At 44.5% G+C, this 21,027-nt stretch carries 19 protein-coding genes; 13 read left to right on the top strand and 6 right to left on the bottom strand.

The genetic code is table 11. From position 1 onward, the window contains the following. Nucleotides 1–109 precede the first annotated feature (109 nt). Nucleotides 110–1,711 (top strand): 2-isopropylmalate synthase, encoded by a 1,602-nt coding sequence (locus AC6RV6_RS25855; RefSeq protein ID WP_500243770.1) that lies wholly within the window; start codon nucleotides 110–112, stop codon nucleotides 1,709–1,711. A gap of 172 nt (nucleotides 1,712–1,883) precedes the next feature. Beyond that, on the top strand, nucleotides 1,884–2,771 hold the full coding sequence (locus tag AC6RV6_RS25860; RefSeq protein WP_500243771.1) for a hypothetical protein: 888 nt from the start codon (nucleotides 1,884–1,886) through the stop codon (nucleotides 2,769–2,771). On the opposite strand, the gene AC6RV6_RS25865 is transcribed toward AC6RV6_RS25860, so the two are convergent. From AC6RV6_RS25865 to AC6RV6_RS25880, 4 genes are all read right to left on the bottom strand, one after another. Beyond that, the gene (locus AC6RV6_RS25865; RefSeq protein WP_500243772.1) at nucleotides 2,768–4,081 is read right to left on the bottom strand and encodes a site-specific DNA-methyltransferase; all 1,314 of its coding nucleotides are present in this window, start codon (nucleotides 4,079–4,081) and stop codon (nucleotides 2,768–2,770) included. The two genes, AC6RV6_RS25860 and AC6RV6_RS25865, sit on opposite strands and share 4 nt — an antisense overlap. Nucleotides 4,082–4,498: 417 nt before the next feature. Continuing rightward, on the bottom strand, nucleotides 4,499–5,815 hold the full coding sequence (gene sigC, locus AC6RV6_RS25870; protein WP_500243773.1) for an RNA polymerase sigma factor SigC: 1,317 nt from the start codon (nucleotides 5,813–5,815) through the stop codon (nucleotides 4,499–4,501). Nucleotides 5,816–6,147: 332 nt separating this feature from the next. Continuing rightward, nucleotides 6,148–7,293, bottom strand: coding sequence for a pyridoxal phosphate-dependent aminotransferase (locus AC6RV6_RS25875; RefSeq protein ID WP_500243774.1), 1,146 nt, complete (start codon nucleotides 7,291–7,293; stop codon nucleotides 6,148–6,150). A gap of 16 nt (nucleotides 7,294–7,309) precedes the next feature. Continuing rightward, entirely contained in the window at nucleotides 7,310–8,314 is a 1,005-nt protein-coding gene (locus tag AC6RV6_RS25880) for a DMT family transporter (RefSeq protein ID WP_500243775.1), read from the bottom strand. A gap of 128 nt (nucleotides 8,315–8,442) precedes the next feature. Between AC6RV6_RS25880 and AC6RV6_RS25885 the strand changes: the two genes are divergently transcribed. The 4 genes from AC6RV6_RS25885 (at nucleotide 8,443) to AC6RV6_RS25900 (ending at nucleotide 12,314) form a co-directional block, all read left to right on the top strand. Beyond that, a complete protein-coding gene (locus tag AC6RV6_RS25885) occupies nucleotides 8,443–9,213 on the top strand; it encodes an SDR family NAD(P)-dependent oxidoreductase (protein ID WP_500243776.1) in 771 nt (256 codons plus the stop codon). 105 nt (nucleotides 9,214–9,318) lie between these two features. Continuing rightward, the gene (locus AC6RV6_RS25890; protein ID WP_500243777.1) at nucleotides 9,319–9,840 is read left to right on the top strand and encodes a LeuD/DmdB family oxidoreductase small subunit; all 522 of its coding nucleotides are present in this window, start codon (nucleotides 9,319–9,321) and stop codon (nucleotides 9,838–9,840) included. Beyond that, complete coding sequence (locus tag AC6RV6_RS25895; protein WP_500243778.1) at nucleotides 9,837–11,102, top strand: 3-isopropylmalate dehydratase large subunit; 1,266 nt, start codon at nucleotides 9,837–9,839, stop codon at nucleotides 11,100–11,102. The genes AC6RV6_RS25890 and AC6RV6_RS25895 overlap by 4 nt, the downstream gene beginning before the upstream one ends. 6 nt (nucleotides 11,103–11,108) lie before the next feature. Continuing rightward, on the top strand, nucleotides 11,109–12,314 hold the full coding sequence (locus tag AC6RV6_RS25900) for a hydroxymethylglutaryl-CoA lyase-like TIM-barrel protein (RefSeq protein ID WP_500243779.1): 1,206 nt from the start codon (nucleotides 11,109–11,111) through the stop codon (nucleotides 12,312–12,314). Between the two features lie 48 nt (nucleotides 12,315–12,362). Here the strand turns inward: AC6RV6_RS25900 and AC6RV6_RS25905 are convergent, their stop codons facing one another. After that, nucleotides 12,363–13,412 (bottom strand): Rieske 2Fe-2S domain-containing protein, encoded by a 1,050-nt coding sequence (locus tag AC6RV6_RS25905; protein WP_500243780.1) that lies wholly within the window; start codon nucleotides 13,410–13,412, stop codon nucleotides 12,363–12,365. Between the two features lie 109 nt (nucleotides 13,413–13,521). On the opposite strand from AC6RV6_RS25905, the gene carA reads away from it, so the two are divergent. From carA to AC6RV6_RS25930, 5 genes are all read left to right on the top strand, one after another. Then, complete coding sequence (carA, locus tag AC6RV6_RS25910) at nucleotides 13,522–14,661, top strand: glutamine-hydrolyzing carbamoyl-phosphate synthase small subunit (protein WP_500243781.1); 1,140 nt, start codon at nucleotides 13,522–13,524, stop codon at nucleotides 14,659–14,661. Nucleotides 14,662–14,834: 173 nt separating this feature from the next. Next, on the top strand, nucleotides 14,835–15,194 hold the full coding sequence (locus AC6RV6_RS25915) for an STAS domain-containing protein (protein WP_500243782.1): 360 nt from the start codon (nucleotides 14,835–14,837) through the stop codon (nucleotides 15,192–15,194). 126 nt (nucleotides 15,195–15,320) lie between these two features. Then, nucleotides 15,321–15,704 carry a Mini-ribonuclease 3 gene (locus AC6RV6_RS25920; RefSeq protein ID WP_500243788.1) on the top strand — a complete coding sequence of 128 codons (384 nt, stop codon included), beginning with the start codon at nucleotides 15,321–15,323 and terminating at the stop codon, nucleotides 15,702–15,704. Between the two features lie 33 nt (nucleotides 15,705–15,737). Next, nucleotides 15,738–16,514: a 23S rRNA (guanosine(2251)-2'-O)-methyltransferase RlmB gene (gene rlmB / locus AC6RV6_RS25925; RefSeq protein WP_500243783.1), complete on the top strand. Its 777-nt coding sequence runs from the start codon at nucleotides 15,738–15,740 to the stop codon at nucleotides 16,512–16,514. 136 nt (nucleotides 16,515–16,650) lie between these two features. Further along, a complete protein-coding gene (locus tag AC6RV6_RS25930) occupies nucleotides 16,651–16,941 on the top strand; it encodes a DUF1816 domain-containing protein (RefSeq protein WP_500243784.1) in 291 nt (96 codons plus the stop codon). Here the strand turns inward: AC6RV6_RS25930 and AC6RV6_RS25935 are convergent. Next, nucleotides 16,930–17,763, bottom strand: a complete 834-nt coding sequence (locus tag AC6RV6_RS25935; RefSeq protein WP_500243785.1) for an alpha/beta fold hydrolase — start codon at nucleotides 17,761–17,763, stop codon at nucleotides 16,930–16,932. The genes AC6RV6_RS25930 and AC6RV6_RS25935 overlap by 12 nt on opposite strands. Nucleotides 17,764–17,910: 147 nt before the next feature. On the opposite strand from AC6RV6_RS25935, the gene uvrB reads away from it, so the two are divergent. Beyond that, on the top strand, nucleotides 17,911–19,908 hold the full coding sequence (gene uvrB / locus AC6RV6_RS25940) for an excinuclease ABC subunit UvrB (RefSeq protein WP_500243786.1): 1,998 nt from the start codon (nucleotides 17,911–17,913) through the stop codon (nucleotides 19,906–19,908). 42 nt (nucleotides 19,909–19,950) lie between these two features. After that, on the top strand, nucleotides 19,951–21,027 hold a 1,077-nt coding region (locus AC6RV6_RS25945; protein ID WP_500243787.1), incomplete at its 3' end, for a serine hydrolase domain-containing protein.

Genomic DNA, 21,027 nt, shown 5'->3' on the forward strand with positions numbered 1-21,027 from the left:
GAGATTGTCCTTCAAGCAACTTCGCGAGTTTTCCCGCCTATTCTGGAATTTGCGCGTTAAACTTTGCTAGTCTGAAATATATGTAGTATCCGCTTTGATGGAAAACACCATGAGTAACGAACAAGACCGCATTCTGATCTTTGATACCACCCTCCGAGACGGCGAACAATCCCCCGGAGCGACGCTGAATACTGAGGAAAAGCTGACCATTGCGCGATCGCTGGCACGTTTGGGTGTAGATATCATTGAAGCAGGATTTCCCAGAGCCAGTAACGGCGATTTTGAAGCCGTGCAGAAAATCGCTGCGACAGTCGGTACCGAAGAAGGTCCTTCGATCTGCGGTCTTGCCCGAGCCAGAAAAGATGATATCGCCCGCGCCGCCGAAGCCGTCAAACCCGCCGCCAAACCTCGCATTCACACCTTTATTGCCACCTCCGACATTCATTTGCAATACAAACTTAGGAAAACTCGCCAAGAAGTGTTGGAAATTGTCCCAGATATGGTGGCTTATGCTAAATCCTTTGTGGATGATATTGAATTTTCTCCTGAAGATGCCGCCCGCAGCGATCCAGAATTCATGTATCAAGTGTTAGAAAAAGCGATCGCCGCCGGTGCTACTACCGTCAATATTCCCGATACCGTCGGTTACACCACCCCGAGCGAATTTGGCGCACTCATTCGCGGCATTAAGGAAAACGTCCCCAATATCGACCAAGCCATTATTTCCGTCCACGGTCACAATGATTTAGGCTTAGCGGTGGCCAACTTCCTTGAAGCGGTGAAAAATGGGGCGCGACAGCTTGAATGTACCATTAATGGTATCGGCGAACGGGCGGGAAATGCAGCCCTTGAAGAATTGGTGATGGCCTTATACGTCCGTCGTCAATATTATAATCCTTTCCTCGGTCGTCCCGCCGAATCGACCGCCCCTCTCACTCAAATCGACACCACTCAAATTGCCAAAACATCTCGCTTAGTCTCTAACTTGACGGGAATGTCCGTGCAACCCAATAAAGCGATCGTCGGTGCCAATGCTTTTGCTCACGAATCTGGCATTCACCAAGATGGGGTACTCAAAAACAAGCTCACTTACGAGATAATGGATGCCGAATCCATCGGCTTGACGCAAAATCTCATTGTTTTGGGTAAACATTCCGGTCGTCACGCCTTCCGCGATCGCCTTGCAACTTTGGGCTTTGAACTCTCAGAAACCGAACTCAATAAAGCATTTTTACGCTTTAAAGATGTCGCTGACAAAAAGAAGGAAATTTCCGACTTGGATATCGAAGCGATCGTCAATGATGAGATCCAAAAGATTCCCGAATTATATCGCCTTGAATTCGTGCAGGTATCCTGCGGCGATCGCGCCAAACCGACCGCAACCGTTACCCTTCTGACTCCAGATGGGGAAGAATTGAGCGATGCAGCGATCGGTACCGGTCCCGTGGATGCGGTTTACAAAGCCATTAACCGGGTGGTTAATCTTCCCAACGAATTGATCGAATATTCCGTGAAATCTGTTACGGAAGGGATCGACGCGATGGGAGAAGTTACTATTCGCCTGCGCCATGAAGGACGCACCTACTCGGGTCATGCCGCCAATACCGATATTATCGTCGCTTCTGCCCGTGCCTATATTAGTGCTTTGAATCGTCTCTGTGCATCCATGCAGCAAAAAGAACGCATTCATCCCCAAGGCGCGATCGCTTAAACTCGCACAAGGAGAAATTCACCTGAAAACCCTTGTTATCCAAGGGTTTTCAAAATCAGAAAATGGAGGTATATCTACCTCAGATTAGATGATGGTGATAGGAGATAAATCAAAATTGACATGTTTGTATCTTTTATAAATTATGAGCAGAGTTTCAATCGGCAGGTAAATCATGACAAACGATAGTTTTTTGCGGCAAATAACCGATGTTAGCAAGGTCATCACCCCGATAGATAGCACTATAAGATTCCCTGAGATTTTGGATGTATTGTTGGACAAATACAGCAGCCACATTGATTTATTTTGCGAGATAATACGAAATTCTGAAACCAGTGCTGATGTGCTTCGTTCTATTCGCTCTTCGACTCGTCCGGCTAATGAACGCATGGCACTTCTAAAAATGTATCGTCGTTGTGTATCACCAGTTTTGGATACCGAAACAACAAAAAAGATTAGAAAAGTAGACACAGCCACTCTGATTAGTACATACGGTCATACATTTAAACCCATTAAAAAATTGAAGAAGCAATTTGCTTCCATGCTACCAGAACATAAATATGCTCTAGCAGCTTTAATGGGTGAATATGACACCCGAGGGCAGTTGGGATATCAACTAACAGAAGCATTTTTTGATTGGTTTGAAGAGGAATTTTCCGAACTGTATACAATTCAAGGGCCGCGAGGAGCGGGTCGAGATATAGAGTTATCAGAAATTTATTCAGATTATAGAGGTTCTTATCCATGTGATTTTGCAATCAGAAAGAAGCTCAATACAGAAGTTGTTGCAATTGGTTTTGCTAGATATGACTCTACTCGAGGTGGTGCACAGTCAGATGATAGAACTGGTGGAAACTCAAACAAAGTTGAAAAGGCAAAAAAATTCGATCTTTTTACTAAATCGAAACTGAAAATAATCTTTTTATCTGATGGTCCTGGTTTGATGCACAATGATACATGGGAAGAAGCCTGTTCGCTAGATGGGGAATGGGATGGAAGGGTGAGAGTTATAACATTGAAGCTGGCTTCTAAGCGTCTTACGGAAGAATGGCTTGAACGCTAGATCTTTGCAATAGATTCAATGTTATTTTGATAAACATTATATAGCTGTTCTTCTGTGATAAATTGGCATTCTTGTTTTAAGAAATCGTATTTTAAAGGTAAAAGTATTGTTTTTTCTTTATTTTTTTTCACATAGTCACCCATTTGTTGAGTACCATACTTCATCCTTCTTAGTGTTGTTTCGGCAGCAGTGAATGACGCATCTATACCAATGTATTTTCGATCGAGATCGCGGGCAGCATGCAGGAAACTGCCAGAACCCGAGAATGGATCGATAACGATATCACCAACATTAGAGCTTGTAGCAATTATCATTTTCAACATGTCCAAATTTTTCTCAGTTGGGTAACCTGTAATTTTTACGCTTTGATGATGTGCATCTCTATATTGTTCCCAATAATCTGTTAAAGGAATTTTCTTGTTAGAGGTTAGATAAACCTTCCGACGAGGATTGTTGTTTTTAGACCAATGTATATCACCATTCTTATCCATTTCATCTAGTTTTGCCGGAGGATATTGCCAATGTTTGCCGGGTGGAGGCATCATTCCTCTCCATTCTTTTCCCGTTTCACCATTTCTGATGCCTGGAGCATGAACAGGAACTAATTTATATCTCCTGCCATACTTATCAATCTTTGGGTATTCTTTTTCAATCCAATCTTTGTTAGGTTCTATTCCAGGTTGATTCCAAACATATTTTTTTCCTTTTGAGTAAAATAATACGAAATCATTGATATTTGAGTACCTTTTCTTGGTAAAATTTTTGCTACTACATTTGCGTCTGGTGATAATATTTTGGCAGTTTTCACTTCCAAAAATCTCATCCATAATGACCTTAAGATGGCCAAGCATTTGATGTCCAATATGGATATATATCGATCCATCATCAGATAAGCATTCTTTCATAAGAATAAGTCTTCGACGCATAAACTCAATATACTCAGCCTGACCCATGTTATCTTCATAAGACAGTTTTAAGTCTCTGGATTGAAAATGAAATCCAGTACCATAGGGTGGGTCAAGATAAAATAGACGAGCTTTTTTTCCTTGTTCAATGAGTTGTTTTAAGACATAAAAATTATCATCCAGAATAAATGAGTTTTCGGGAATTAAATCAACTCTCTCAAAGCTGCTTTCTGAGACTTGTCCGAATTGTCTTTCTTCTTTTTTAAGCAACTTTTCAATAGATGCTTTGTGAGGATAACTAAGGGATGCTTTTTCTACTCTGCAAGGGAGAGAGGAAATTTCTCCATGAAATTCCCATGCTGAAAGGGCTTTTTCTTGTTGATGTCTTGCAATTCCAGTGGCCATTATTAGGTAACCAAATTAAACATAATAAGGTAATGACAAGGATTATAAGCTGATATAGTCCTAAAAAATCGTTCTTTTTTTACCCTAGTATAGATGGTAACCAAGTGTCAAGTACGGTCAAAGCAAAACTGATGATGTAGGAGTTATACCAAATCCGCATTGCGGAGAAGATATTCCCATCCTTCTACATACAAGGGGCGTTGTATGCAATGCCCGTCTACAGACGATCGCGTGAATATAGTCTGTGGTAACTGGATTTGGTATTACATACTCACCTCCTAAATCCCCCAGCAGGTCGATTGGACATACTGTGTAAACCTATCTGCTGCTGCCTGCTCCAGTTTGTTGAAATCCCAAGATTGCCCTTAAAACATCGTAGGGACGTAAAATTTACGTCCCCACAATCATCAATTTAGTTTACTTCATTGCTTCCAGATAATCCCGAACGCGGTTGCGTCGCTTCGGTTGGCGTAATTTTTGTAAGGCTTTGGCTTCAATTTGTCGGACTCGTTCTCGAGATAACTCTAAAGCGCGGCCAATTTCCGCGAGAGAATAAGGACTGCCAGTTTTTAAGCCATAACGCAATTGAATCACTTCTCGTTCCCGTGTCGTCAAATCCGAGAGCAGATTTTGCAATTCCCGCATTAATGACTCCCGCATCAAATTATCTTCGGGAGAGGCTTCTTCGGTTTCCAGTAAATCCCCTAACTCCGTATCTTTTTCCTTGCCGACCTTAATTTCCAAAGAAACCGATCGCGGTACCCGTAACAAGACTTCGCGCACTTGATCCGGGGTCATATCCAGTTCTTTAGCAATATCCTCTGTTTTCGCCGTGCGTCCCTGTTCTTGGGAAATCTTGCGTTGTGCTTTTTTAATTTTGTTCAGTTTCTCTGTAATATGAACCGGCAGGCGAATAGTGCGGCTTTGAGTCGCGATCGCGCGTGTAATTCCCTGACGAATCCACCAGTAAGCATAAGTACTGAAACGATAACCTTTCGTGGGATCGAACTTTTCGACCGCCCGTTCTAAACCGAGAGTTCCTTCTTGGATTAAATCCAACAACTCTAAACCACGATTTTGATATTTCTTCGCGACAGAGACCACCAAGCGCAAGTTTGCCTTAATCATGTGTTCCTTGGCGCGGAGACCGGATTTTTGCAGATCTTCGAGTTCTTTAACCTCCAACTCTGCCAGCATTGCCCAATAAGCCTTCCCTTGAGGGAGATGAGTTTTGAGGGTTGCCACATCAAGGTTGACAGTCTTTGCCCAACGTTCCCAAGAAGGACGATGACCCAATTGAGCCGCAAGGCGATCGTGCGCCTCAATTAAAGTCACGAAATGGTGCATCACTTGAACTTGATGGCGATAGAGGAGATAGAGCAGCCATAAAGTTTGAGACGAGTCTTCTGTTAAATCTGAGTGCAAAAGCACCTTCAACGTTAAATATAATTCCGGTTGAACGGCTCGGGCGGACATTTCGCGGCGCAAGTCCAACAAGCCGACATAACGTTGAATGGTTTGGGCTTCGGCGACTTCTTCATCGCGCTTTAAAAGCGGGACTCGACCGATTTCGGTCAAATATAAGCGTACCAAATCCGTTGTATTGCGATTGGACCGTTTGGCCGTTTCCATCGCGTCTATCCCTTCAACCTCTAGCTGAGTGGGATTGAGTTCTGCCTCGGTCGATAGGCGATCGGTTTCTCGGGAATCGATGGAAAAAGATTGTGTTGGCATAATGACTTCTCGCTGGCGATCGGTGAAAATCGGGGAAAGGTAAGAACTGTTTTTATGTCAGCCCCCACACTAACAACCGCACTCTGAATTAAACCCCCGTAAGGGTTTGCAACAATTAATCCCCTTATCTTCAAGTATAGATACGCTCCCGTTTTGATTGGGTGATGCGGTTCTGTAGGTGGGGTGATGTTCATCAAGAACTAAAATAATCTACGTCACTCGGATCGGTGATTCCTGAAGGATTGAGGAAAAGTCGGGCTGAAGTGACTGTAAAAGTAAAGATGGTTGACTCTCCCTGCTCTAAGGTATGGGTTATGGTATCTTGCTTTTCATTATTCGCTCTCTTGCAAGCATTGAGCAATGCGCTTTACTGCTTCTTCTACATTCGTCGAATGACAAGCAAAATTAATTCGCAAAAAGCCCGGTTCTTTGGGGGCAAAATCAATTCCGGGTGCAGTTGCAACCGCATAGTTGACGGCCAGTTTTCGGGCTGCCGTAATGGAGTCGATCGCCTCGGGCAGTTTGATAATGCCATAAAATCCCGACTCGGGATAGTTTGCTAAAGGCAGGTTATAACGCAAGCAGGCACGCAAAAAAGTATCGCGACAGCGAACCAAGTAGCGACGATGTGCCTCGATTATGGTCTGCGATCGCTCGAGTAGTTTTTCGACCAACTTTTGTCCGAGAAGATTGGGGCAAATATTGAAGAGAATTTTCAAACTTTCGGTTGCCTCGACATAGCAAGACGGCACGATCGCAAAACCCACGCGCAATCCCGGTACGGCAAAGCATTTAGAAAAGCCATTGACGATAAAATGCTCTCCGGGGAGTTGGGTGGCACTGGGGGCAAAAGACTGGCTAAAGGTCATGCACTGATAAACTTCATCGAAAATGACTGGGATGCCGCAGGAGGCAATTTCTGCTAATGCTTCCCGACTGGTGATATTTCCGTAGGGATTGCCGGGGGAATTGACGAGAATGGCAGCCGTTTTGGATGTTATCAAATCAGAGAGGCGATCGCGATCGAGATTGAACTCCTCGTCGAGGGGAGCAAAAATGGGAATTCCTCCCAAAACTCTCACGATGCGGGCATAGGCAGGATAGCCAACGGTAGGGATAATCACTTCACTCCCTTGACGCACCAGCAACCCCAATGTTAAGACTAATGCTCCGGTTGCTCCATCGGTTATCAAGATTTGTCGTGGCGGGATATCGACATCAAAAGTAGAACTATAAAAATGGCTAATTTTGTTTCGTAGAGATGCTTGTCCGCAAATATCGCCATAACCGAGTAATGTCTCTACTTCTGCAGTGGGTAAACTCAGATCGACGTATTTTTGAATGGGAAAATCTGATTGACCAAAAGCGAGGGAAATGGGTTTTAGGGGCGATTGCTCGGCATTTTCTGCCAACAAGGTAGAAATTTTATCAATACCCATCGGGCGAAATGTTAGGATTGGGGTTGGCAGATCGGACATTTTTTTCCTTACTTTATTATTCTTTAATTGCGCCTTGACTGGCGGAAATTGCTAAATACATTCCGAGTAGAACTAAGGTGCCTCCAATAAAATTCAGCACACTTAGTCTTTCTGAAAGAACGATTCCGGCTTCGATCGCGCTTAAAACTGGAATTGCCAACATAGATAGGGCAACGAATCCAGCAGATAATTTTTTGAGGCAATAGATTGTCAATCCTTGGGCAATAAATTGACTGAAAAAAGCCAAACTGATTACTAAAATCCACCCAGTAGAAGAGTCTGGAAAAATGCGATCGTCCGCGATCCATAAAATCGGCAATACAATAACCGTTCCCATGCCGCAACGCCACAGTAAAATAGTTTTTACATCTAATTCTTCTCGCAGTCGTTCGACTAAAAGATAGTAAATTCCATATGCACCAATGCTTAATAATGCCAGCAAATCTCCATATATTTTGACAGTTGTGAGAGAAAAATCATTAAACCCAATGGTTAGCGTCCCTCCAATTGTAATCGCCATTCCGATTAAGAAAGTGCGATCGAAAACTTGACCTAAAAAGAGCCATCCTGCTAATGTAGTAAAAATAGGCAACCAGCAATCAATAATTGTACAATTGGTGACGGTTGTGAAATCTAATGCCCACATCCAAAGCATAATGTAAGCAGTGGCAACAATTCCTGTTACCAATAATAGCATTATGATTTTTGGAGTGTATTTTTTCTGAGTATCTCGTTGTTCATTTTGTGTTTGGCGATCTTGATTGGGAATCTCGCTCAAGTTGTTTGTCGAGGCGTTTTTGAAAAATAAACTGCCTTCTATTGCTCCTAACAATATAAAAGCAATGGCCTCGCGCCAAAATACAGTAACATTAACTCCAATTTCACGATCGCTAAATTTAACCAAAAGTGGCGTAAAAGACATGACTAATCTAGAAATACATAGAGCCACAATCGCGATTGTAGTTTCTCGAGTCAGAGTTCGAGTTTTTAAAGATAATTGTTTCTGTAAAGATTCTATCACTCAATTTCCTCTCAGTAAATGTTGTGAATTGTAACATCAATTAAATTAAAAAAACATTAAATTAAATCAAAGATTAAGTATTTTACCGTATGAATATGAAGGATTTAGATGCAAGTTAATAGAGAGCAATGACAGAGTTAAATCAACCCTTACAAGGGCGAACGGCGATTGTGACAGGTTCTGGTCAAAATATTGGCAAAGCGATCGCTTTACTATTTGCTAGAAATGGGGCAAATGTTATTATTAATGGTCATCGCAATGAAAAAACCGTGCAAACTGTCGTTGCAGAAATTCGGAATTCAGGAGGACAAGCGATCGGAATTATGGCCGATGTTGGCGATCCTGATGCTGTTAAGTCAATGGTCGATCGCGCCATCAAAGAATTTGGTAAAGTTGATATTACTGTCTCTAATGTTTCCCTTCGACCCAAACAAAAATTTTTAGACATTTCAATTGAAGATTGGCATAAAGTATTGAACACAAATCTGAATGCAGCATTTTATTTAGCACGTGCTGTTGTGCCCCAAATGATCGCTCAAAAATGGGGGAGAATTATTCATATTTCTGGCGACGATGCCTTTTGTGGCGAGAATCATCGCGTTCATAATATAACAGCTAAATTAGGGCTGCACGGTATGACAAGAGGACTTGCTTATGAATTAAGTTTACATGGTATTACAGCCAACACCGTAGCACCCGGTGTGATCGATACGATTCGTATTACTGAAAACTATCCCGATTTAGAAACATGGTATCAACATTTTAGCGAAACACTACCCGTCCGTCGGATTGGTAAAGTGGAGGAAATTGCAGAAGCCTGTCTTTATCTTGCTAAAGAAACGAGTAGTTTTGTAACCGGACAAGTTCTTCATGTGAATGGTGGATCGTATATGGGGTAAATTCAGTTATCAGTTATCAGTCACCAGTCACCAGTCACCAGTTATCAGTCAAAAGTAATATGACCAAGAAAAGTAATGTTTTTTAATTGCGAAATCAAGTAAATTATGACCATTCAAAAAATACAAGGTCTCGCTTTTTATTGTGGAGATTTCGTCGATACAGATGTAATGGCTCCTGGACGTTTTGAGCCTTATAAAAATGCTGAAGAACTCGCGCGTTATGCCCTTATCGATTACGAATCCGATCGCCCTTTTGTCGATCCCGATACAGGTCAATCTCCTTTTACAATTATTGTTGCCGGTCGAGAATTTGGCTGCGGATCGAGCCGAGAAACAGCCCCGCAAGGATTATATTATGCAGGCTGTCGCGCCGTAATTGCGAAATCCTTTGCACGGATTTTTTACCGTAACTGTATCAATATGGGGCTACTGTTACCCATTGTTTATCCTCACGATTTTGATGTGTCTATTGTGGGTCAAGAAATAGCGATCGATGCCAATGAAGGTTATTTTACGGTAGAAAGTCACAACTATCCCATGCCCGACTTCGGTCCGGTCACGAAAATTATTGCGGCGGGTGGGCTAACAAACTACACCAAACAACGCATGGAGGTTGCTAACCAATGATTCCTCAAAGCATGACTCACAAAATTCTCGCCCGCGCTTCTGGGAAAGGAACTGCAAACAGTGGCGAAATTATCGAGGCAAAAATCGATTTGTGTTACGCTCACGATGCGACAGTGTACGGGATTCGCGAGCTATTTTATCGGGAATTCGGGCAAGATGCCAAAGTCTGGGACTCCTCTCGCATTGCCTTGTTTCAAGATCACTTAGTTCCGGCGAAAGATGCTGCCGCTCGTCATTTTGGCATTGCAGTGGAACAATTTGCGAAAGAACAGAAGATTGAAAAAACTTTCCTCTATGGTGCAGATTACGGTATTTGCCACACAATTATCGGCGAACGAGGAATGGCACTACCCGGTCAAGTTATTGTGGGCAATGACTCTCACAGTACGACCTCTGGGGCATTTAATGCCTTTGCGACAGGGGCGGGTATGATTGATGTTTTGAATGCCTTTTATACTGGAGATCTCTGGTTTCAAGTACCCGAAACGATCGAGGTACGAATCGAGGGAGAATTGCCGCCGAGAGTGATGGCCAAAGATATCATTTTGCGGATTGTGGGGGATTTGGGATTGGGAGGGGCAACGGGAAAATCTTTAGAATTGGTTGGTTCTACCATTGACAATCTGGGGATTGAGGAACGGACGACCCTATGTAATATGGCGATTGAAGCTGGAGCAACCAATGGCATTATGGCACTGTCCGAGAAAACTGAAACATTCTTGCGATCGCAAACATCCGCATCTTTCGAACCCGTCTTTACCGATCCCGAATTTGAATACACCGCCCGCTTATCCTATCGTGCCGAAGAATTAGAACCAATGGTGGCATTGCCTCACCGTCCCGATAATGTCGAGGCGATCGCAACCATAAAATCGCAAAAAATCCCCGTCCGGCAAGTCTATGTCGGCTCTTGTACGGGGGGCAAACTCATTGACATTCAGACCGTCGCCGAAGAACTGGCAGGACAGAAAATCGCTTCTGGGGTGCAACTGATGGTGATTCCTGCCACCATGAGAATTTATCGCGAACTCTTTCGCAGGGATTTGAGCGAGAAACTCCTCGAAGCGGGGGCGGTGATTGAGTCTCCGGGTTGTAAGGCTTGTTACGGCGGACATTCCGGGATTTTGGGAGATGGGGAAGTTTGTTTATCTACCACTAACCGAAACTTCAAAGGACGCATGGGCAACCCCAATTCTAGCGTTTACCTTGCTTCTCCCTATATTGCGGCACGATCTGCCCTGACTGGCTATATTACAGATTGAAAACCCATGACGAAAATCGAGCAGTTTTTATACAGTTGGAATCCAGAATCCCCATCCCATTTACAATCTGTCAAAATCGAGGATGATTCCCTGCGAGACGGATTGCAAGGGGCTTTTGTGCGTCAACCTTCCCTCGAAGAAAAGAAAGAACTCCTAAAGCGATCGCGTGCGGTGGGGACGCAAGCCGCCATGTTAGGATTTCCCGCCAGTTCTGAACGAGAATTGACCCATTGTCAAGCCCTCATTCGTCATATCGAAACTGAAGCCCTCGGCATTATCCCGCGATTTCTCGCCCGTCCTTTAATTCAAGACCTCGAACCGATCGCAACCCTCGATCGCGCTTCCTCAATCGAGGTTTGGGCAGACTTCTTGCTCAATCCCAGTCCCTTGAGAGCCTATGTAGAGGGGTGGGATTTTGCCAAAATTTTACAAATTAATCGCCAAGCGGGAGAGTATCTGCGGGGTCAAAAAACGCGGTTTGGGGTATCGATCGAGGATGCCACCCGCACTCCTCCCGATCGCTTGCAGTTGGCGATTGAAACATCTATCTCTTGCGGTGCGGAAGTCCTGACCCTTTGCGATACCGTCGGAGCCGCAACCCCAGAAGGGGCCGCACAAGTTGTAAAATTTGTTCGCGATCTTACTGCCAATACCGAGATCGAAATTTGGTGGCACGGTCATAATGATATGGGCTTGAGCTTGGCCAATGCGATCGCCGCCGCCGAAGCCGGGGCAAATTGCATTAGCGGTAGCTTTTTGGGCATTGGAGAACGCACGGGAAACACCCCCTTAGAACAATTGCTCGTCTATCTGCACCAACGAGGTCATCAAGGGTACGATATTGCCCAAATTCCCAACTATTGCCGGCAATTGGCAACCTATACCGAGACGGCAATTCCCGCTAATGCACCCTTGGTGGGAAAACAAGCCTTTGCCACCTGTACGGGAACCCACGGAGCCGCGATCGCCAAGGCGCGAAACTTCGGGAAAGATTTTGAAAATTTAGTCTTTTCCTCCGTTTCAGCGACGGATCTGGGAAGACAGCAACTCATTTTGCTCGGTCCGACCAGTGGCTCAGCCAATGCTAAGCTGGCTCTTTCGGCAGCAGAGATCGAACCCAATGAGGAAAATGTGGCTAAGATTTTGCAAGTCGCCCGAAATTTAGAGACTTGGTTAGATCGCGATCGCGTGCGATCGGAGTTTGGTCTCTAAGCGAGACTTTGGTTTCAAAAATGAGTTAGCCTAACCGATAACCGATATTCACCCACGCCACTTTAAAACTCGTTCTTTGACAGGATTCTCAAATTTGCGACCGTTTGCAACAGCCCGAAAGAATTCATTTTTGGCTTGGTAGTACCATTTGGCTTGGGTATCGGAATCATTGATTAACATGAGGGGCGGATCGTATTTTAAACCCACTTGTTGTTGTACCACCACTCGGCGATCTTGATTGAGAAAGGCTTTGGCAAAAGGACGCAGAAAAGGCACTAATGGCGTTAACCAAGGCATCGTCCAGTAGGCAATAAAATTGACTTCCGTTTCTGTTTCTGTAAGGGGCGTAACTGCTGTTAAATTAGTAATAATAGAATCTCCTGCCCGCAATTCTTCAATGCGAACCCCGGGCAAGCGAAAAGATATCTCGGTTTCTGGGACTCTCCCCCCGGCCAAAAAACGATACATGGGGGTGACAATATCGATTTTATGCCGCGCCATCGTAAATCCGTAGAGGGAAGGCACAAAAAGCCGTGCCTGTTCTTGAAAATTGCCTTCAGTCCGCCACCACCAAGCCCGATGGACGAAAGGAGAGTGCGCCGGATCCATTAACCCCACCACCGCATGATCCACAAAACAGGGGAAATTCATGGTCATGAGGAATTGATAGGGGCGATCGCCAAATTCGGCCACCCGAGGCACATCTGCGTCTGGTTCTTGGGGGTTGGTCGCATCCGGTATATAAATCCAAATATTGCCCTGTACTTCTCGCACTAAATAAGATTGCACCCCAAACCGTTTTAGCTCCAGAGTTTGTCCTGCTACCAAAGCGGGAATTGCCGTACAGTTTCCTTCCCCATCAAAACGCCAGCCGTGATAGCAGCATTCGACTTCTTTTCCGTCAAACCGCCCGCAACTGAGGGGAATACCGCGATGGGGACAAATATCGCGCAGGGCAAAAACGCTCCCATCTTGGCGACGACCGAATAAAATCGGCTCTCCCAATAATGTCTTGGCTAACATTTTTCCCCGTTTGAGGCGACTGCCGGGTAAGCCGTAATACCAAATATTGCGAAGAAAAAAGTTTTTGGGAGTCATGAGGTTGGGGTTTGGGGGTTGGGATGATTTATTGATAATTGTTCATTGATAATTGTTCATTGATAGAATGTCATTTAACTGAAAATTTCTCTCTTGTCAAATTAATCCTATGCCGATTTCTCAGGCTAAACCCGCCCTCCTCGTCCTTGCCGATGGCAGTATCTATCAAGGTTTTGCTTTTGGTGCATCCGGCACTGCGATCGGTGAAGTTGTCTTTAATACGGGTATGAGCGGCTATCAAGAAGTTTTAACCGATCCCAGCTATCTCGGTCAACTTATTGTTTTTACTTATCCCGAATTGGGCAATACGGGGGTTAACCCCGAGGATGAAGAATCCGATCGCCCGCAAATTAAAGCCGCGATCGCTCGCAATATCTGTCATCGTCCCAGCAGTTGGCGATCGGTTCAATCTTTACCCGACTATCTCAAACAGCACGGCATTCCGGGCATTTATGGCATCGATACCCGCGCCTTAACCCGCAAAATTCGTTCGACAGGGGCGATGAATGGGGGACTTTCTACGGAAATTCTCGATCCCGAGAAACTCCTCCATGAAGTTCAAGCCGCCCCAAGTATGGCGGGTTTGAATTTAGTCAAGGAAGTCACGACGAAAACGGCCTATGAATGGCATGAAACTACGCTAGAGGGCTGGGAATTTGCCGCCAGTCCGGATGATTCTCAATCCCCTCTCAAAGTCATTGCCCTTGATTTTGGCGTGAAACGCAATATCCTCAAACGACTGGCAAGTTATGGCTGTCAAATTACCGTTGTTCCCGCAAATACACCTGCTGAGGAAATTCTTGCTCTTGATTCTGACGGCATTTTTCTCTCGAATGGCCCTGGGGATCCTTCTGCCGTCAAAGAAGGTATCGCTACGGTGAAAGTCTTGCGGGAAAGCCAAAAGCCTATGTTTGGGATTTGTATGGGACACCAAATTCTCGGGTTGTCTCTGGGGGCAGAAACGTTTAAGCTCAAATTCGGCCATCGCGGTTTAAATCAACCTTGCGGTTTGGATCGACAAGTGGAAATTACCAGCCAAAATCACGGTTTTGCTGTCACGGCAGAATCTTTGGGAGATGACATCGAAATCACCCATTTAAATCTTAATGATAAAACCGTAGCGGGCTTGCGCCATAAAACTTTACCCTTTTTCTCGGTACAGTATCACCCCGAAGCCAGCCCCGGCCCCCACGATGCCGATTATCTGTTCGATCGCTTTGTGCAATTGATGCGCGAGCATAAAAAATAAAGTGGAAAAACCCGACCGACAAAATCAAACAGTAGTTTGTTTTGAAGCTCCCGATAAATCAAAGATTTTGTCGGGAGAGAATGTCAAAAATGGGCAATAATAGCTTATACTAAACGATTCAATTCTTACCCCACAGTGAGGAGGCCGCTATTCCGGAGCAACTTAATCTAACCGTGAGCTTAAGAGGCACGCGGGAAATTCAGGAAAACTATCAAATCTTCCGGCTGACCGGATTACTCGATGCTTTTTCGGAACCGACTTTCCGGAAAGTTCTGGGGATGCACATTGACGAAGGTCCACCTGATGTCATTTTGGTTCTATCTCAAATTGATTTTGTGGATAGTTCTGGCTTGGGTGCCTTGGTGCAACTTGTGAAAAAAGCACAGACGGCAGGTGGAAGTTTACAGATCGTTACGAATGCCAGAGTCACGCAGACGGTTAAACTCGTGCGTTTGGAGAAGTTTCTTTCACTCCAAGAAAATTTAGATGTTGCCATTGCGAATGTTGGCAAATCGGAGAAGAAAGGAAAATAAGGACTTTGATTTGAGGAAGTTCCTTTTCTTGCGATCGCATTTTAAGAGTTAGTCAAACTTGTGAAAGAACCGTCTGGACAAGATTCTGGTAATGTTAGGGATTGGAAGAGCGATCGCTTGCAGTCAATGGGCGATCGCATTGCTTTTCCCTTTCAGATCGAGCGGTTATCGCCGGCTGCTTTGGCTTATCTGGGCGATGCCGTTTACGAACTTTATGTAAGATCTCATTTTTTACTGCCGCCTCGACGAATTGCCGCTTATCACGATCGCGTTGTCGCTCGGGTTCGTGCCGAAAGTCAGGCGGAACAGTTGCGATCGCTTTTAATACATTTAACAGAATCAGAAAAAGAGATACTACGCCAAGGACGCAACGCCGTCAATCGCAAACCTCAACGCCTCGATGCCGAGATTTATCAAGAAGCTACGAGTTGGGAAACTTTAATCGGTTATTTATATCTCACCAATATTCAGCGTTTGCACGAGTTATTTTCTTTGCTGGAATTAGATTAATAATTAGTTCTTTATTTTTTGTTATTTAAGTTAATGGGTAGTTCGACATCTTCTCCAAAAAGCGATCTGATTTACGGTCGCCATCCCGTCCTGACCGCTTTGGAAAACGATCGCCAACTCAACCGCCTCTGGGTACTGCCCCAACTGCGGCGCGATCGCCGTTTTAAGGAAGCGATCGATCGCGCGAAAGCCAACGGTGCGATCGTTGATGAAGCCAATGCCCAACGCCTCAACCAACTCGTACAAGGAGCCAACCATCAGGGCATTGTGGCACGAGTTGCCCCCTATACTTATCTCGAACTCGACGAAGCGATCGCCCTCGCAGTCAAGGCTACGGAAAACCCGGTCATTCTCGTCGCCGATGGTATCGTAGATCCTCATAACCTCGGCGCTATCATTCGCACCGCCGAAGCAATGGGAATGCAGGGGTTAGTGATTCCCCAACGACGGGCAGCAGCGATCGACTCTACGGTCATGAAAGCCTCTGCCGGGGCTTTGGAACATTTCCCCGTCGCTAGGGTGGTGAATTTGAATCGAGCGATCGCCGAACTGAAAGCCTCGGGGTTTTGGGTCTACGGGATGATTTCCGATGCCGAGACTCCCCTACATACCCTCGAATTAAATGGCGCGATCGCCTTGGTCATCGGTTCCGAAGGTTGGGGTCTGAGTTCCTCTGTCGAACAAAATTGCGATTTCCTGACATCCATTCCTCTGTTGGGCATGACCCCGAGCTTGAATGCCTCTGTTGCTGCGGCAATGGCGATTTATGAGATTTCTCGCCAGCGAAATTTTCAGAAAATTTCCCCGTAAAATGTGTCCTCAGAAACGGTTACCCTCAGAAAAGACGAGCTATAACAAGATGGGTTGTCCCAAAAAGTTAAGTAATGTAAAGTAATGGCGTTATAATGCCAACATTAAGATTCAGTCCTGCTACCCGAGGAAAATTATGAAAAATGTTTTGATACGATTTTTAGAATCCTCTGGCTTTGCCTATTGGGTTGAAATAAAAACGGATAATCCTTGTTGTACTTACTATTTCGGACCGTTTTTAAGCGATCGCGAAGCCCGAGAAACGACTCCTGGATATATCGAAGACTTAAAGGAAGAAGGAGCGCAAGATATTCGCGTAAATATCGCACGGATGAAGCCCACAGAATTGACTATTTTTGATGAAAAATTGGGAGAGCAACGCGATCGCGAGATGAAGCCCATCCTTAGCGGTCGGTTATCCTCTTAGAGAAATAAGCCGAGAAAACGCGGGAGCATCTCGAAGCCAGCAGTTTATATCATCAAGAACCTGCTGGGGAATTTCCCAAGGAAAAAGGTGGGCAGTGTCGGGATAGCAGTACCATTGACAATTTTTGAGATATTGGGCAGTTTCTTGACTGGAGGCGGCAGTAATGTGGCGATCGCATTCCCCTGCCAAAACCAAACAAGGCATCTGAATTGATTCCAATTGGTCAAGGCAATTGTATCCCGCAGCGAGCGCTCTCGATAGCGCTCTTTGTGCTGTTTTGGCGGTTTGTAAATATGCGGGAGTTCCTTCTTCTGCCAGATATCGATAGGCGAGAGGAGTTTGTCGCGCGAGGAGATAGCGAAATAACGAGCGTTTGCCAAAGGTATCGATATTCCACTGCCAACCCGGTTTTAAGCGATTCACGATTCCAGCAATAGCGCTATAGGTTAAATCTTGCCACGTTACGGGAGGATGGTTACCCCGAGGACGGGCGGCACTGGCCACTAAAATAAGACGGGTAAAACGTTGGGGCGATCGCCTTACTAATTCTAAAGCTAATATTCCACCTAACGACCATCCTAATACCATGCACTGCTCGATCCTGTAGCGATCGAGCAGTTCTTCGAGGTCGTCGATGTGAGCGTCCATCGTAAAGTCTTTTCGCGTCTGACTTTTACCGTATCCGCGCAGATCGGGGGCAAGGGTTTGATAAGTTTGAGAAAGGCGATCGGTAAAAACAGATAGGGTGCGACTGGATCCTGGATGACCGTGCAAGCATAAAATCGGAAATCCTGTTCCGCGTATTTCAACGTTTAATTGCATGGATTTTGGGGAGATGAGCCATAGAGATTATCATCGAAATTACCGATTTTAGCTAGTATTTTTGTATGTTAGGATAAATTACTGCCTCAAATGCTGCAAAATTTTGCTCTATGACGGATAACTGTTCACCGATAACTGTTCACTGAAATGACCTTTCACCTCAAAGCACCGTTTGAACCGACCGGAGATCAACCCCGTGCGATCGCGCAACTGACCCAAAGCATTCGCGAAGGCAATCAAATGCAAACCCTCCTTGGTGCGACGGGAACCGGAAAAACCCTCACCATCGCTCATGTTATCGCCAATATGGGCAGACCTGCCCTCGTTCTCGCTCATAATAAAACTTTAGCCGCCCAATTGTGTAATGAATTACGGCAATTTTTCCCCGATCATGCCGTGGAATACTTTATTAGTTATTACGATTACTATCAACCCGAGGCGTATATTCCCGTTAGCGATACTTATATTGAAAAAACCGCTTCTATTAACGAAGAAATTGATATGTTGCGCCACTCGGCAACGCGATCGCTATTTGAACGCAAAGATACGATCGTTGTCGCTTCGATTAGCTGTATTTACGGGCTGGGGATTGCTTCAGAATACCTGAAAGCTGCGATTTCTTTGAAAATGGGAGCAGAAACCCATCAACGCAAACTATTACGAGATTTAGTTTCCATTCAATACAAACGCAACGATACAGAACTCAAACGAGGCAATTTTCGCCTCAAAGGAGATGTTTTAGAAATCGTTCCCGCTTATGAAGATCGAGTGATTCGGGTTGAATTTTTTGGCGATGAAATTGATGCCATTCGCTATCTCGATCCTGTAACTGGGGAGATATTACAAACTGTACCTCAATTGAATATTTATCCGGCGCGTCACTTTGTGACTCCAGAAGAACAATTAGAGATTGCTTGTCAAGATATTAAAGATGAATTAGAGGAACAATTAGAAGCCCTGAGAAAGCGAGAGAAACTCCTTGAAGCGCAACGACTCGAGCAGCGCAGCCGTTACGATTTAGAAATGCTGCAAGAGGTAGGTTATTGTAATGGGGTAGAAAATTATTCTCGACATTTGGCGCGGAGAAATGCCGGAGAACCGCCAGAATGTTTGGTAGATTATTTCCCCAAAGATTGGTTATTGGTCGTGGATGAATCTCATGTATCGGTACCGCAAATTCGCGGGATGTATAATGGCGATCGCGCTCGCAAACAGGTCTTAATCGAACATGGGTTTCGTCTCCCCAGTGCTGCCGACAATCGCCCTTTAAAAGCAGAAGAATTTTGGGATAAAGTCAATCAATGTATTTTTGTTTCTGCGACCCCCGGAAATTGGGAAATTGAACGCTCTGGCGATCGCGTTGTCGAACAGATTATTCGTCCTACGGGAGTCATCGATCCGGAAATCTTTGTGCGCCCAACGACTGGACAAGTTGACGATCTCTTAGGCGAAATCAAAGATCGCGTTGTGCTAAAAGAACGGGTTTTAATTACTACTTTAACAAAACGCATGGCAGAGGATTTAACTGAATACTTTAACGAAAGAGGAATTAAAGTTCGTTACTTACATTCTGAGATTCAATCGATCCAACGTATTGAGATTTTACAGGATTTGAGAAAAGGTGTGTTTGATGTGTTAATTGGAGTCAATTTATTACGAGAAGGTTTGGACTTGCCAGAAGTTTCTTTGGTTGCGATTATGGATGCGGATAAAGAAGGGTTTTTAAGAGCAGAAAGATCTTTAATTCAAACCATTGGACGGGCAGCGAGAAACGTGCGCGGACAGGCAATTTTATATGCTGACAATCTTACAGATAGTATGAAAAAAGCCATTGATGAAACCGAACGTCGTCGAGGAATTCAAATGGCTCATAATAAAACTCATAATATTACACCCAAGTCCATTGTTAAACAATCCGATAATGCAATTTTATCCTTTTTGGATATTTCCCGTCGCTTGAATACGCGAGAATTAGAGCAAGTTTACGAATACAAAGACGATTTACCTTTAGAAAAAATTCCTGATATCATTCAGCAATTAGAAGAACAAATGAAAGAGGCGGCGAAAAAACTAGAATTTGAAGAAGCTGCAAAATATCGAGATCGCATTAAAAATTTGCGCGATCGCTTACTTGGTCATCATTAGTTCTGCATCTTTGCTGAATTTTCGCATCATGAGGAAAACAAAATGAAATTCTCTACTCTCCGACCTTGGTTCGCAAGTCTCGGACTCATGGCGGTCTTATTTTTGCCCAGTTGCAACCTTGACAGCCAAGTGACTAAACCGATAACGGTTGCAACGGAAAGCGATCGCAACGCCATCAGCGATCGTAATTTGACCTCCGCTATTGATGAATTAGTAGAGGAAACCTTAGTGAAAAATGGTCCCGGTGTTGCTGTTTTAGTAATATTCAATGGAGACATTCTGCACAGTAAAGGCTATGGTTTTAGAGATGTTGAAAAGCAGCTTCCTATCACCATCAATACGGCTTTCGATTTGGCATCAGTCTCGAAACAAATGACCGCAATGGGAATATTAATTCTTATGGAAGCAGAGGAACTCGATCTCGAAGATGCTATTACCGATTATCTTCCTAATTTTGTCGATCCTGACCCAGACAATCCGATTGTTATTGCCGATTTACTTTATCATACTTCCGGTTTAGCGGATTATACTGGCGATGATTGGGAGGGAACTGATGCAGAATTTTCCCAGTTAACTTTAGAGAAGCATCTTGAATGGCTCAATGAACAGGATATTTATCGCGATCGCGGTCTGACCTTTGAATATAATAATAGCGGTTATGCTCTCCTTGCCCTCATTATTCAGCGCGTATCGGGACAGTCTTTTCCTACCTTTATGCAGGAGAATATTTTTACACCTTTGGATATGACTCATACGGTAGTTTTTAGTCATTTGGGGCAAACCATTCGCGATCGTGCCGAAGGTTATATTGTTGACGATGAGGGCGATATAGAGCCTTCTAGTTTTCCTTCTGTTATTGCTGGCGATGGTAACATTTTCAGTTCCATTGCAGATTTAGTCAAGTACGATCGGGGGTTACGCACCGGAAAACTCATCACTTTCGACGCTTTAAAATTGGCATTTACCCCCGGAACATTGGATGATGGCGACAGGGAAGAAAACTACGGCTTAGGTTGGGAAATTACCGATGAATACGTGCATCACAGTGGAAGTTGGGAAGGAACGAGCTCAGTACAGGACAAAACTTGCAAAAAGGCATGGGAAGAGGGTTTGATAGAA

The sequence above is a fragment of the Spirulina sp. LEGE 11439 genome, from assembly GCF_059821285.1.

What these genes read in the sequence shown, in the direction of transcription:
- AC6RV6_RS25885 (WP_500243776.1), top strand. Translation starts at nt 8,443, where the DNA reads ATGACAGAGTTAAATCAACCCTTACAAGGGCGAACGGCGATTGTGACA.
- AC6RV6_RS25860 (WP_500243771.1), top strand. Translation starts at nt 1,884, where the DNA reads ATGACAAACGATAGTTTTTTGCGGCAAATAACCGATGTTAGCAAGGTC.
- rlmB (WP_500243783.1), top strand. Translation starts at nt 15,738, where the DNA reads ATGGGTAGTTCGACATCTTCTCCAAAAAGCGATCTGATTTACGGTCGC.
- AC6RV6_RS25855 (WP_500243770.1), top strand. Translation starts at nt 110, where the DNA reads ATGAGTAACGAACAAGACCGCATTCTGATCTTTGATACCACCCTCCGA.
- AC6RV6_RS25875 (WP_500243774.1), bottom strand. Translation starts at nt 7,293, where the DNA reads ATGTCCGATCTGCCAACCCCAATCCTAACATTTCGCCCGATGGGTATT.
- AC6RV6_RS25895 (WP_500243778.1), top strand. Translation starts at nt 9,837, where the DNA reads ATGATTCCTCAAAGCATGACTCACAAAATTCTCGCCCGCGCTTCTGGG.
- AC6RV6_RS25890 (WP_500243777.1), top strand. Translation starts at nt 9,319, where the DNA reads ATGACCATTCAAAAAATACAAGGTCTCGCTTTTTATTGTGGAGATTTC.
- AC6RV6_RS25905 (WP_500243780.1), bottom strand. Translation starts at nt 13,412, where the DNA reads ATGACTCCCAAAAACTTTTTTCTTCGCAATATTTGGTATTACGGCTTA.
- uvrB (WP_500243786.1), top strand. Translation starts at nt 17,911, where the DNA reads ATGACCTTTCACCTCAAAGCACCGTTTGAACCGACCGGAGATCAACCC.
- AC6RV6_RS25930 (WP_500243784.1), top strand. Translation starts at nt 16,651, where the DNA reads ATGAAAAATGTTTTGATACGATTTTTAGAATCCTCTGGCTTTGCCTAT.
- AC6RV6_RS25935 (WP_500243785.1), bottom strand. Translation starts at nt 17,763, where the DNA reads ATGCAATTAAACGTTGAAATACGCGGAACAGGATTTCCGATTTTATGC.
- AC6RV6_RS25920 (WP_500243788.1), top strand. Translation starts at nt 15,321, where the DNA reads ATGGGCGATCGCATTGCTTTTCCCTTTCAGATCGAGCGGTTATCGCCG.
- AC6RV6_RS25900 (WP_500243779.1), top strand. Translation starts at nt 11,109, where the DNA reads ATGACGAAAATCGAGCAGTTTTTATACAGTTGGAATCCAGAATCCCCA.
- sigC (WP_500243773.1), bottom strand. Translation starts at nt 5,815, where the DNA reads ATGCCAACACAATCTTTTTCCATCGATTCCCGAGAAACCGATCGCCTA.
- carA (WP_500243781.1), top strand. Translation starts at nt 13,522, where the DNA reads ATGCCGATTTCTCAGGCTAAACCCGCCCTCCTCGTCCTTGCCGATGGC.
- AC6RV6_RS25865 (WP_500243772.1), bottom strand. Translation starts at nt 4,081, where the DNA reads ATGGCCACTGGAATTGCAAGACATCAACAAGAAAAAGCCCTTTCAGCA.